The sequence below is a fragment of the Tsukamurella ocularis genome, from assembly GCF_965138335.1.
In the GTDB taxonomy this organism is placed as follows: Bacteria; Actinomycetota; Actinomycetes; order Mycobacteriales; family Mycobacteriaceae; genus Tsukamurella; species Tsukamurella ocularis_A.
Map to the genome: position 1 here is coordinate 24,334 of NZ_CBCSDV010000022.1, position 12,214 is coordinate 36,547.

At 72.2% G+C, this 12,214-nt stretch carries 13 protein-coding genes and 1 pseudogene; 7 read left to right on the forward strand and 7 right to left on the reverse strand.

What is annotated here, in order from left to right; genetic code table 11:
• Positions 1-44 precede the first annotated feature (44 nt).
• From ACNAYW_RS18190 to ACNAYW_RS18205, 5 genes and pseudogenes are all read left to right on the forward strand, one after another.
• Positions 45-503 carry a MarR family winged helix-turn-helix transcriptional regulator gene (locus ACNAYW_RS18190; protein ID WP_415851068.1) on the forward strand — a complete coding sequence of 153 codons (459 nt, stop codon included), beginning with the start codon at positions 45-47 and terminating at the stop codon, positions 501-503.
• Entirely contained in the window at positions 500-886 is a 387-nt protein-coding gene (locus ACNAYW_RS18195; protein WP_415851069.1) for a DUF5313 family protein, read from the forward strand. Before ACNAYW_RS18190 ends, ACNAYW_RS18195 begins: the two co-directional genes overlap by 4 nt.
• Before the next feature lie 83 nt (positions 887-969).
• Positions 970-1,014: hypothetical protein (locus tag ACNAYW_RS24710; protein WP_462972179.1), on the forward strand; the 45-nt coding region annotated here is incomplete at its 3' end.
• 5 nt (positions 1,015-1,019) lie between these two features.
• Positions 1,020-1,818: pseudogene (locus ACNAYW_RS18200) on the forward strand (P1 family peptidase); the annotation flags it as partial.
• A 17-nt stretch (positions 1,819-1,835) separates the two neighbouring features.
• Positions 1,836-2,663, forward strand: a complete 828-nt coding sequence (locus tag ACNAYW_RS18205; protein ID WP_415851070.1) for a chymotrypsin family serine protease — start codon at positions 1,836-1,838, stop codon at positions 2,661-2,663.
• A gap of 4 nt (positions 2,664-2,667) precedes the next feature.
• Here ACNAYW_RS18205 and ACNAYW_RS18210 read toward each other — a convergent pair whose 3' ends face one another.
• Both ACNAYW_RS18210 and ACNAYW_RS18215 read right to left on the reverse strand, forming a co-directional pair.
• Complete coding sequence (locus ACNAYW_RS18210; RefSeq protein WP_415851071.1) at positions 2,668-4,146, reverse strand: bifunctional phosphatase PAP2/diacylglycerol kinase family protein; 1,479 nt, start codon at positions 4,144-4,146, stop codon at positions 2,668-2,670.
• A 40-nt stretch (positions 4,147-4,186) separates the two neighbouring features.
• A complete protein-coding gene (locus ACNAYW_RS18215) occupies positions 4,187-5,059 on the reverse strand; it encodes a LysR family transcriptional regulator ArgP (RefSeq protein ID WP_415851072.1) in 873 nt (290 codons plus the stop codon).
• A 71-nt stretch (positions 5,060-5,130) separates the two neighbouring features.
• Here ACNAYW_RS18215 and ACNAYW_RS18220 point away from each other — a divergent pair, with 71 nt between their 5' ends.
• Entirely contained in the window at positions 5,131-5,742 is a 612-nt protein-coding gene (locus ACNAYW_RS18220; RefSeq protein ID WP_415851073.1) for a LysE/ArgO family amino acid transporter, read from the forward strand.
• 53 nt (positions 5,743-5,795) lie between these two features.
• Here the strand turns inward: ACNAYW_RS18220 and ACNAYW_RS18225 are convergent, their stop codons facing one another.
• Complete coding sequence (locus ACNAYW_RS18225) at positions 5,796-6,689, reverse strand: DUF559 domain-containing protein (protein ID WP_415851074.1); 894 nt, start codon at positions 6,687-6,689, stop codon at positions 5,796-5,798.
• Positions 6,690-6,784: 95 nt separating this feature from the next.
• Here ACNAYW_RS18225 and ACNAYW_RS18230 point away from each other — a divergent pair, with 95 nt between their 5' ends.
• Positions 6,785-7,435, forward strand: coding sequence for an NAD(P)H-binding protein (locus tag ACNAYW_RS18230; RefSeq protein WP_415851075.1), 651 nt, complete (start codon positions 6,785-6,787; stop codon positions 7,433-7,435).
• A 78-nt stretch (positions 7,436-7,513) separates the two neighbouring features.
• Here the strand turns inward: ACNAYW_RS18230 and pntB are convergent, their stop codons facing one another.
• From pntB to ACNAYW_RS18250, 4 genes are all read right to left on the reverse strand, one after another.
• On the reverse strand, positions 7,514-8,962 hold the full coding sequence (gene pntB, locus ACNAYW_RS18235) for a Re/Si-specific NAD(P)(+) transhydrogenase subunit beta (RefSeq protein WP_415851076.1): 1,449 nt from the start codon (positions 8,960-8,962) through the stop codon (positions 7,514-7,516).
• Between the two features lie 7 nt (positions 8,963-8,969).
• Entirely contained in the window at positions 8,970-10,496 is a 1,527-nt protein-coding gene (locus ACNAYW_RS18240) for a Re/Si-specific NAD(P)(+) transhydrogenase subunit alpha (RefSeq protein ID WP_415851077.1), read from the reverse strand.
• 313 nt (positions 10,497-10,809) lie between these two features.
• Complete coding sequence (locus ACNAYW_RS18245) at positions 10,810-11,286, reverse strand: MarR family winged helix-turn-helix transcriptional regulator (RefSeq protein WP_415851078.1); 477 nt, start codon at positions 11,284-11,286, stop codon at positions 10,810-10,812.
• Positions 11,286-12,206: a D-isomer specific 2-hydroxyacid dehydrogenase family protein gene (locus ACNAYW_RS18250; RefSeq protein ID WP_415851079.1), complete on the reverse strand. Its 921-nt coding sequence runs from the start codon at positions 12,204-12,206 to the stop codon at positions 11,286-11,288. Before ACNAYW_RS18250 ends, ACNAYW_RS18245 begins: the two co-directional genes overlap by 1 nt.
• Between the last annotated feature and the right edge of the window lie 8 nt (positions 12,207-12,214).

Below are 12,214 nucleotides of genomic sequence, written 5' to 3' on the forward strand. Positions count from 1 at the left end.
GTGCACTATTGATTCGTGCACTACTTATCTGCTAGCGTCGAAGCATGACAGATCCCGATCCGCTCGCCCTGGAACGCCAGGTGTGCTTCGCGCTGGCGATCGCCAACCGCGCGGTGCTCTCGGTGTACCGGCCGATCCTGGCACCGATGGGCCTCACCCATCCCCAGTACCTCGTGATGCTGGCGCTGTGGGAGGCGTCGCCTCGGTCGGTGAAGGAGATCGCCGAAGTGCTGCAGCTGGATTCGCCGACGCTGAGCCCGCTGCTCAAGCGGCTCGAAGCGCAGGGCCTGCTCACCCGTGGCCGTGCCGCCGAGGACGAGCGCCGGATCGACGTCGAGCTCACCGACGCCGGTCGCGCGCTGCGGGAGCAGGCCCTGGCAGTCCCGCCCGCCGTGATCGACCGGCTGGGCGCCAGCCTCGACGAGCTCGAGGACCTGCACCGCGTGCTCACCACCGTCAACGCCAAAGCGCTCGCCGCGGGCGCGCTGAAGGAGTCCCGATGAACGCCGTCCACCGACCCGACCCCCTGCACTACCTCGCCTGGGTGTACACCGGCTCGCTGCCGGAACGGAACCGGGAATGGGTGCGGCGCAACCTGACCCGTCGCAGCTGGGCGGCGCGGCACCTGATCCGCGGGCAGCTCGCGGTGCTCCCGGTGTACGCCCTGCTCATGCTGCTGCCCGGCCCCCTGGCGCTGCGGGGCGCCACGGTGCTGCTCGGCGCTCTGCTCGCCGTCTTCTACAACGCCGCCTACATGCGCCCCAACCGCGCCCGCCGACTGGAGAAGAACGGCCTCGATCCCGAGCTCGAGAACCCCGCCGTGGCCGAGCGCCGCGACGCGACCCGCGCCGCCTACGAGGCCGCGTACGCGCCGGCCCGCGCCTGAACCGCACCCGCGCGCGCCCGACGGCACTCACGTCGTCGACGGCACCGTCGCGCGGTCCGGCGCACCGTCGTAGCCTGGGTGGCATGCCCGTCGCCCAGAGCGTCACCGTCCCCGGCGTCCGCGTCGGCNACGNGGCGGCCCGCACCGGCTGCACCGTCGTGACCTTCCCCGACGGCACCGTCGGGTCCGGGGAGGTGCGCGGCGGCGCCCCCGCCTCCCGCGAATTCGACCTGCTCTCCCCCGAGCGCTCCGTCGAGGAGATCCACGCCGCCGTGCTCACCGGGGGCTCGGCGTTCGGGCTGGCCGCCGCCGACGGTGTGATGCGCCGCCTCGAGGAGGAGGGCCGCGGCGTCGAGACCGTCGCCGGCCGCGTGCCGATCGTCCCCACCCTGGGCCTGTTCGACCTCATGGTCGGCGATCCGACGGTCCGCCCGACCGCCGAGGACGGCTACGCGGCAGCCGCTTCCGCGAGCGCCGGGGCCGAGCTGCACGGCCTGATCGGCGCCGGCACCGGGGCCACCACGGGCAAGGCACGCGGCCTCGAGAACCTGCACGACGCCGGGCTGGCGTACGCCGAGGCCCGCGCGGGCGACGTGGTCGTGGGCGCGCTGTGCGCCGTGAACGCCTTCGGCGACATCCTGACCGGCGAGGCCGGGCCCGCCGATTTCGGCGACTACGAGCCCTTCGGCGGCAACCGGCAGAACACCACGATCGGCGTGGTGTTCACCAACGCGCGGCTCACCAAGATCGAGTGCCTCCTCCTCGCCCAGGGCGCGCACGACGGCCTCGCCCGCGCGATCGACCCGCCGCACACCCGGTACGACGGCGACGCCTTCATCTCCGCCGCGACCGGCGCGGTGGAGGCCAAGGTCGACGTGGTGCGCGCGCTGGCGATCACCGCGGTCGCCGAGGCCATCCGCTCGCGGGCCTGACGGCCTACGCTGGGTCGGTGACCACCGCCCGCCGCCCGCTCCGGGCCGGAGCGTGCGCCGCGACCGTCGTGCTGCTCGCGGGGTGCGCGGTGATCCAGCGGGACGAGGTCGCGGCGCCGGAGGCACCGGCGAGCACGTCGGCGGTGGTGGTGACGACCCCGGTGGTGCGGCCCTACGACGTGGTGGCGCCGGACCTGCGGCCCGCGACGGCACCGAAACCCACGACCGGCGCCGGGATCACCACCTACGCCGACCCGCTCGGCGTGTACGCGAGCGTCTGCACCCTGGGCTTCCTGGCCCGCTACCCCGGCGGCGAGGTAGTGGCCTTCACCGCGGGGCATTGCGCCGAGCTCGCCGGGACGGCGCGCCCCGGCCGCAATCCCGTGGCCCGGTACCTCACGCCCGGCGGCGGCAGCACCCCGTTCGGCGAGTACATCAAGGCCACCCGCAGCACCCGCGGTCAGGACATCGCCATCATCCAGCTGGCGGGGAACGACGTGGCGCCCGTCGCGCGGGCGATCGGCGCCGTCCGCGGGGTCAGTAGGACCGAGGACCTGCGCGCGGGGCGGCCGGAGATCTGCGTCGTCGGCGCCCGCACCGGCCGGCACTGCGGCGTCCTCGACGACGTGACCGGCACGCGCGTCACCTGGGCGGGCATCCCTGCGGTCGAGGGCGATTCGGGCGGGCCCGTCTACGCCCGGTGGCCCGACGGGAGTTTCACGGCCGTCGGGGTGATCAACACCGTGCACACCCGGACCGACGGCACCGGGACCGGCGGCGGCACGGGCACGCTCATCGCCGCGGACATCGAGGCCAACGAGATGACGCTGCTGGGCGTCTCGTGAGCGGTCAGCGCGTGAGGCTGGTGCCGAAGACCCGCAGTGCGCGGTAGTCGACCCGGAACCGCGCGCGCGTGTGCAGTTCGCCGGCCTCGCCGTCGTGGGCCACCCGGAAGGGCTCGTCGGCCTCGATGGTGACGACGGGGGCCTGCACCTCCCGGTAGACCTTGGAGTTGCGGATCCGGCCGCTGATCCAGGACAGGAACAGCCGCGCCGTCGTGTTGCGGTGCCCGTCCTCGAGGTACCGCACGTCGAGCACGCCGTCGTCGAGGCGGGTGCGGCGGCCCGGCACGAAACTCGGTGCGCCGTACATGGAGTTGCCGAGGAAGAAGAACGAGACGGTGGCCGGCTTACCCTCGATCCGCACCGTGACCGGCGCCGTGTCGCGCAGGATCCTGCGCATCGCGCGCACCGTCGCCGTGACACGGCCTATCCGCCGCCGCTGATACCGCGTGCGCGTGCGCACGAACTCCGGGTAGGCGCCGATGCTGGCGGTGTTGAGCAGCAGCTTCTCGTCGTTGAGCCACACCACGTCGACGTGCGCGAGCCGCCCGGCGCGGATCGATTCCACGACCGCGGCGACGGTCTCGGCGCCGATGTCCTTCGCGAAGTGGTTGAAGGTGCCGGCGGGGAACACCGCGAGGGGCTTGTCCGCCGCGAGGGCGTGCGCGGCGAGGGTCGCGACGGTACCGTCGCCGCCCGCGACGCCGAGGAGGTCCGCGCGGCCGGCGGCCGCGGCGGCGATGGCGTCGATGTCGGAATCCTCCTCGAGCTCGACGATCTCGGCCTTCGGGAGCGTCCGCCGGATCTCCTCCGCCACACGGGTTCCGGTGCCGTCGCCGGAGGCGGGGTTGAGCACGACGACGAGGCCGTCCCCGTCGGGGTCCGTCGCGATCCGCTCGACCGTGGGCTCCGGCGTCATGGTGCGGCTGTCGTCGACGGGCGGCACCAGCCGGGCACCGGCGACCGCGACGCCCGCGCCGACGGCGAACCCGGCCAGTACGTCGCCGGGATAGTGGGCGCCCGTCGCGATCCGGGAGAAGCCCACCGCGCCGGCGAGCCCGGCGAGCGCGTACCCGGCGATGCGGTTCTCCAGACCCACGCCGATCGCGAAGGCCGCCGCCGCCGCGGAGTGCCCCGACGGGAAGGAGGTCGACGTGGGCTGGCGGCGGGCCCGCTTGACCGGCACGCCGGCGTGGACGGGGCGGCGCCGCGGGTAGATCCGCTTGAGCCCCTGGTTGACGATGAGGCTGGTGACCGCGAGCGAGGCGACGCCGCGCACGGCGCCGCGGCGCGAGGACAGCCCACCCAGCCCGCCGATGCCCGCAGCGAGGACCATCCACAGCTTCGAATGGTCGGCCGCCGCCGACAGCGGGCGCATGGTGAGGTCGAGCAGCGGGCTGGGCGAGTCCGCGACGGCGTCGAAGAGCCGGCGGTCGAGATCGCTGAGGCCCTCGTGGAGCGTGCGGAGCGGGTGGGGTTCCGGCATGAGCGCCAACGTACCCCCGCCTCGGCGGGTGCGCGCGGGATCAGCGCAGGTGGACGGCGGCCGCGGCGTGGATCGCGTCGGCGAGGCGCGCGGTGGCGCGGGTGTGCAGCCGCCAGGACTGCCAGTACAGCTTCACGTCCACGATGTCGTCCGTGAGCCGGACCAGCGTGCCGGTGTCGAGGGCGTCGCCGAGCTCCGCCTCGGGCAGGCTGCCCCAGCCGAGGCCGGCACGCACGGCATGGGAGAACGCTTCGGACGACGGGATGCGGTGCATCGGTGGCGACTCCCGGATACCGCGGCGATGCAGCACCTTGGTCTGCAGCTCGTCCTTGCGCAGGTCGAACTGCACGACGGGCATCTCGCGCCAGCGCCAGCGACCGCCAGTGCGCCAGCGCGCCGCGTAGCCGGGCGTGCAGACCGGCACGTACCGCAGGGTGCCGAGGTATTCGACGGCGCAGCCCTGCACGGGTTCCGGGTCCGTGGTGACGGCGCCCAGCACCGAGCCGGCGCGCAGCAGGTCGGCGGTGTGGTGCTCGTCGTCGACGACGAGCCGCAGCAGCGGAGCGTCGGGCAGGGCGGCGACCGCGTCGATCACGTCGCGGAACCACGTGGCGAGGGAGTCGGCGTTCACCCCCACGTCGAGGACGGCCGACGGGGCGCCGCCCGCGAGCCGGCCCAGCGCGTCGGCCTCGAGCGAGGCGACGCCGCGGGCCAGACCGAGCAGCACCTCGCCCTGCGCGGTCGGGCGACACGGCCCCTCACGGGTCACGACCACGTGCCCCACCCGCTGTTCCAGCGCGCGGATCCGCTGGCTGACCGCCGACTGCGTGATGCGCAGGCGGGCGGCGGCGGCGCCGAAACTCTCCTCCTCGACCACCGCCGCGAGGGTCTCCAGATGATGCCCGCTCAGCATGAAGCGATTCTAATGGGTGATCGCCTTCTCGTATTGGTGCTTATGCCCATGCCGGACCTAGCGTCGACGCCATGACCTCAGCGATCCTCGCCGGCCTCGGGCTCGGCCTCTCCCTCATCGTGGCGATCGGCGCCCAGAACGCCTACGTCCTGCAGGTGGGCGTCCGCGGCCGCGGGCTGGGCGCGGTGGTCGCGGTGTGCATCGCCTCGGACGTCGCGCTGATCCTGGCCGGGGTCGCGGGACTCGGCGCCGCGGTCTCGGGGCGGCCGCTGCTCATGGAGGTGGTGAAGTGGGCCGGCGTCGTGGTGCTGGTGGGGTACGGCCTGCGCTCGCTGTGGTCGGCGCGGCGCTCGGAGGGGCTCGTCGCGGGCGGCGACGGAGCGGCGTCGGTCGCGGCCGTCGTCACCGGCGCGCTGGCACTGACGTGGCTCAACCCGCACGTCTACCTGGACACCGTGCTGCTGCTCGGTTCGGCCTCCACGCGGTACGCCGGAGACCGGTGGTGGTTCGCCCTCGGCGCCGTGGTCGCGAGCGTGGCCTGGTTCTGCCTGCTCGGCTTCGGCGCCCGGCGGCTGTCCGGCGTGCTCGGCCGCCCCGGCGTGTGGCGCGCGATCAACGCCGCCATCGGCCTGCTGCTGCTCGTCCTCGCCGTCCGGCTCGCCACCATGCCCCTCGGCGGATAGCCCTGTGGAGGATCGACCCCGGTGAGCGACGGCGATCCTCCACAGGATCGCGCTCACGCCGCGATCGCGTTCACTGCGGCCAGCACGTCGGTGATCACGGCCTCACCGTCACCATCGATCTGATGCCAGCCGAACCGCAGTACTCGCCAGCCCGCCAGCGTGAGTCGGTTCTGTTTCCGCGCATCGCTCGCCGCGCGATCCGCCGTCCGATGAAAGGCCCAGCCGTCGATCTCGACGGCAACGCGCTGCTCGGGGAAGGCGAAGTCCACCGTGTACACGCCGAACGGGAGCTGGGCCCGCCACCCGGTGATGTGGTGCAGCTCGAGCAGGATCTGGAAGCGTCGCTCCGCTTCGGACTCCGCATCGCCGGACACCACATCGAACAGCCGCCTCGCCTCTGCCATCCCGTGCCTGCCCGCGTTCCGCTTCATCGCCGCGCTGAGCGAATCGACGGTGACGAGCCCCTCCTGCAGCGACCGATCGAGCAGGACGCTGCCGTCCTCCGCGGCGGCTTCGAGCATCGACAGTGGCGCGGTCGTCACGGCGAGACCACGGACCACGTCGAGATCGGCCGGGAGCAGGTCGCGGCGGCTGACCACTGTCGAGAACGGCAGTGTCGGAGATCGGCGACTGCTTCGCGGCACGGTGACCGCCACAGTGTCCGGCGCCTCGCCGATTCCGTGCCACCAGGCCGCGGCCGTGCCGGCCACCACGCCCGATGTCGCGCCCGCCGCAGCCCGCAGTCTGGCCTCCGCCGTGAAGGTGTGGGTCGCCGACAGGTACGTTCCCCCGCCGAGCGGAATCCACATCTTCGCCTGCACGCGACGATCCATCGCCTGCGGACTCATGCCGAGCTCCCGCGCGGCGGAACGCGTGATCACCCCGTCATGCTCGGCGAAGTACTCCGCGACGAGGCGCGGCACCGCCGGATCCGATGATCGCTCCATGTCTGCCCCCTGACCTTTAGACGCACCGGCTCCGCCCCGGGTTCCGGCTCCGGCGTGTCGATCCTCCACACGCCGGAGCGCGTACGTTGGAATGCATGGCAGCTGTCACGATCATCGGTGGACACGGCAAGATCGCGCTCATCCTGGCGCGCGTCCTCAGCTCCCGGGGCGATGCGGTCACCTCGTGGATCCGCAACCCGGAGCACGCGGCGGACGTCACGGCGACCGGAGCGAACGCCCTGGTCCTGGACGTGGAGCACGCCTCGCGCGAGGAGATCGGGGCGGCGCTCGCGGGCGCCGACGCGGTGGTCTTCTCCGCGGGCGCGGGCGGCGGGAACCCCGACCGCACCTACGCCGTGGACCGCGACGCGGCGATCCGGTCGGTCCAGGCCGCCGAGTCGGCCGGTGTGCGGCGCTTCGTCATGGTCTCGTACCTCGGCGCCGCTCCGGACCACGGCGTCCCGGAGACGGACGCCTTCTTCCCGTACGCGGAGGCGAAGGCCGCCGCCGACGTGGCCGTGCGCGCGTCCGACCTCGACTGGACCGTGCTCATGCCGGGCCGGCTCACCCTCGACGAGCCCACGGGCAGGGTCGATCCCGCGGCCGTGCGGTCCGCGGACAACCCCGGCACGTCGCGCGCGAACGTCGCGCTGGTCGCGGCGTCCGTGCTGGACCGGCCGGACACCGTCGGGAAGGACCTGCCGTTCACCGATGGCGATGTGCGCATCGAGGAGGCCTGGACCTAGCACCCCGGAGACCAGCACCGGAGACGACTCGGGCCCGGCACCGTCCTTCGACAGTGCCGGGCCCGAGTGCCGTTCGCGTCAGCGCATCGCGGAGAGGATGTCCTGCACGCGGTCCTTGGCGTCGCCGAAGAGCATCGCCGAGTTGTCACGGAAGAACAGCGGGTTCTGGACACCGGCGTAGCCGGCGGCCATGGACCGCTTGAAGACGATCACGTTCTCGGCCTCCCACACCGTGAGGACCGGCATGCCCGCGATGGGGCTGCCCGGATCCTCGGACGCGGCGGGGTTGACGGTGTCGTTGGCACCGATCACCAGGACCACGTCGGTCTCGGGGAAGTCGTCGTTGATCTCGTCCATCTCGAGCACCACGTCGTACGGCACCTTCGCCTCGGCGAGAAGCACGTTCATGTGGCCGGGCAGGCGACCAGCGACCGGGTGGATGCCGAACCGGACGTTGACGCCCTTCTTGCGGAGCTCGCTGGTGAGCTCGGCGACGCCGTACTGCGCCTGCGCCACGGCCATGCCGTAGCCCGGGGTGATGACCACGGACTTCGCGCCGGTGAGGAGCTCGGCGACCTGCTCGGCGTTGACCTCGCGGTGCTCGCCGTAGTCCTTGTCGTCGGCCGGGCCGGCCTCGATGCCGAAGCCACCCGCGATGACGGAGATGAACGAGCGGTTCATCGCCTTGCACATGATGTAGCTCAGGTACGCACCCGAGGAGCCGACGAGCGCACCGGTGACGATGAGCAGGTCGTTGCTCAGCAGGAAGCCCGACGCGGCCGCGGCCCAACCGGAGTAGCTGTTGAGCATCGAGATCACGACCGGCATGTCGCCGCCGCCGATGGAGGCCACGAGGTGCCAGCCCAGGAACAGGGCGAGCGCGGTGATGACGCCCAGCAGGATCATCGAGGTGTTGTCGCCGTGGGTGTCGCGCGAGACGTACACGGCGGTGAGCACGATGAAGACGACGATCGAGCCGACGTTGATGAGGTTCTTGCCGGGCAGCATGAGCGGCGCCGACTTCATCTTGCCGGAGAGCTTGCGGTTCGCGACGATCGAGCCGGTCAGGGTGACCGCACCGATGAAGATGCCGATCGCGATCTCGGCCTCATGGATGTTGGTCAGCGCGCGGACGTCCGCCGGGTTCACGCCGTCGGCGTGGAAGCCCTCGAGCGCGCCGTTCCAGCCGATGAGCACGGCCGCCAGGCCCACGAAGGAGTGGAGCAGGGCGATCAGCTCGGGCATGCCCGTCATCTCGACGATGCGCGCGCGCCAGAAGCCGATGAGCGCGCCGATCACGATGGCGCCGGCCATGAGCAGGACGGGCAGCCACGTCAGGTCGAGCTCGGGCTTGAGGACCTTGTCGATGACCAGCGCGATGGTCGCCACCAGGGCGATGCCCATGCCGACGATGCCGTAGGTCAGGCCGCTCTTGGAGGTCTCGTGCTTGGACAGCCCGGCCAGCGAGAGGATGAACAGCAGCGAGGCGACGATGTACGCCGCAACGGAGATTGCAGTGATACTCATGGGTTACTCATGCCCCCTTGCTGAACATGGCGAGCATGCGGCGGGTGACCGCGAAGCCACCGAAGATGTTGATCGACGCGACCAGGATCGCGATCGTCGACAGCACCAGGACCGTCGTGGTGTTCGTGGCGATCTGCAGGAGCGCGCCCACCACGACGACGCCGGAGATGGCGTTGGTGACCGACATCAGCGGCGTGTGCAGCGCGTGCGCCACGTTGCCGATGACGTAGTAGCCGATGACGATCGCCAGCATGAGCACGGTGAAGTGCTGGGGCAGCGGGTTCGGCGAGAAGCTGATCAGCAGCCCGAAGAGGACGACGCCCACGAGCGTGAGCGAGACCTTCTTGGACGCCGACATCGGCTCCTTGACGGGCTTCGCCTCGACCTCGGCGGCGGGCGCGGCCTTCGGCGCGGCCGAGACCTGCACCGGCGGCGGCGGGAACAGCAGCTCGCCCGCGCGGGTCACGGTGATCGACCGCTGGACCGGGTCCTCGAAGTCGAGCACGAGCTGCCCGTCCTTCTCGGGCGTCACCAGCTTGAGCAGGTTGACGAGGTTCGTGCCGTACAGCTGCGAGGCCTGCGCGGGCAGCCGGCCCGCGAGGTCGGTGTAGCCGATGATGGTGACGCCGTTCGGCGTGACGATCGCCTGGTCCTTGACGGTGCCGGCGACGTTGCCGCCGTTGGACGCGGCCATGTCGACGATGACGCTGCCCGGCTTCATGGACGCGACCATCTCCTCGGAGATGATCCGCGGCGCGGGGCGCCCGGGGATCAGCGCCGTGGTGATGATGATGTCGACGTCCTTGCACTGCTCGGCGTACAGCTGCGCCTCGCGGGCCTTGTAGTCGTCGCCCATCTCCTTGGCGTACCCGGTGGCCGAGACCTCGGCCTCCTCGTTCTGCACGGAGAGGTACTCGCCGCCCAGCGACGCGACCTGGTCGGCCACCTCGGGGCGCGGGTCGGTGGCGCGCACGATCGCGCCGAGCGAGCCGGCGGCGCCGATCGCGGCGAGGCCGGCGACACCGGCGCCCACGACGAGCACCTTGGCCGGCGGGACCTTGCCGGCGGCGGTCACCTGGCCGGTGAAGAACCGGCCGAAGACGTGTGCGGCCTCGACGACGGCGCGGTAGCCGGCGATGTTCGCCATCGAGGACAGCACGTCCATCGACTGCGCGCGCGAGATGCGCGGCACCGACTCCATCGCGAGTGCGGTCAGCTCGCGTCCGCGCAGGTCCTCGAGCAGCTCGGGGTTCTGCGCGGGCGCCAGGAGCCCGGCGATGGTCGTGCCCGGCCGCATGGCGTCGAGCTGCGCGGCCGACGGGGCGTTGACACCGAGCACGATGTCGGCGGCGCGAGCGTCACCGATCGACGCGCCTGCCTCCACATAGGCCTCGTCCGCGAACGAGGACGCCGCACCGGCGCCCGAGTCCACGACCACCTCGTAGCCGAGCTTGATCAGCTGGGCCACCGTGGCGGGGGTTGCGGCGACGCGGGTCTCGCCCGGCTGCGCCTCTTTCAAAGCTCCGATGATCATGCGCAGCACTCCCACTGCCGACCCGCGGACGGGGTCATGGTCGGTCCACCGACGTTCATTGATTCGTTCCTGTCGTCCCTACCGGGCCGCGCGGGTGCACGCCCGGAGCTCCGGCACCGAGGAGACTCCATGCGTGTACGACCCCGCCGCGGTGTGAACGGAGGCGAATTTACGCGGAAGGCCCGGGGTCGCCGGGCATCGCGAGGGCACGCTGGTCGCCTGATGCACAGAACAGTGGGCTGACCATAGCACGGCATAACTTACCGCTCGGTAGCCTCGTGAGCCGCATCACTTCCCGCGATTCCGCCCGTGATCAGAGGCCTGCCGGGGGCTCCTCGCCGGGCAGATCGACGCTCATGTACCGGTCGATCAGGGTGGCGAACGTGCGCAGTTCCGCGGGCGACCAATCCGCCGTTCGGGCCTCGATCCGGCGTCGCCATTCGCGGTCCGTCTCGGCCAGCACCCGCTCCGCCTTCTCCGTCAGTCGCAGCTGCCGGGACCGGGGGTTGCCGGGGTCCACGTCGCGGGTGATGAGGCCCCGTCGTTCCAGACCCGCGAGCTGGCGGCTGGCGGTGGACTTGTCGATGGACACGGCCTCCGCGAGGTCGACGGCCCGGATGCCCGGCGACTCGTGCAGCACGAACAGCAGCGTGAAGTCGACGTAGGAGACCTCGGCGCCGACGAACCGGGCGTCGCTGCGGATCCGTTTGGCCAGCCCGACGATGCCCCGCACGATGAGGTCGACCTCATCGGGTTCCGGCGGAGGCGCCCCCGGCGGGCCACTGGACATCAGTAGCCCCGGTCGGCGTCGATGACGGCGAGCGGCTCCATGTCGTTGGCGAAGCGGCGGACGTTGACCTCGACCCGGGCGAGGAGCGCGGGGCGCAGGTGCTGCGGCGGGTTCGCGACGTGCGGCGTGATGATCGCGTTGGGGATCGACCACAGCGGGTGGTCGTCCGGCAGCGGCTCGGGGTCGGTGACGTCCAGGCCGACGCCGCCGATCGTCCCCTTCCGCAGCGCCTCGACCAGCGCGTCGGTGTCGATGAGCGAGCCCCGGGCGATGTTGATGATCCACGAGTGCGGCTGGAGCTGCGCGAGGACCTTCGCGTTCACCAGGGCGTGGGTCTCCGCGGTCGACGGTGCCGCCAGGATCACGTGGTCGACAGCGGGCCAGACCTCGTCGAGCCGATCGGCGGTCACCACGACGGCGTCGGAGACGTCGGTGCCCGAGCGGTTCACGGCGATCACCTTGACGCCGAGCCCGCGGAGCGCGGGGATGACGTCCCGGCCGATGCCGCCCGCGCCGACGATCGCCACCGTCGTGCCGCCGAGCCGGCCCGTGCGGGCGGCGGCACCGGCCGCGTCCCACGCCGTCTCGCGGTGCCAGAGCCCGCGCACGCCGGCGAGGAGCAGCGCGATCGCCTGCTCGGCGACGGTGCCGGAGTACGCCCCGGCCGCCGAGGTGAAGACGACCTTCGGGTTGTCCGTGACCACGCCGCTGTCGAGGAAGCCCTCGACGCCGGCGAAGGGCAGCTGGACCCAGCGCACGCTCGCCGGCAGCGCCGGCAGGGCCGCACGGGAGTCGGTCCAGACGAGGCCGTCGGCACGGTCCAGCGGGCCGGGCTCCCCGCCGCCCGCGGTGATCGCGGCGTCGAAGTCGGGATCGGGCTTCGGCCCCACGGCGATGACGGGCGCGTCGTCGAATGACATGTGGCAAA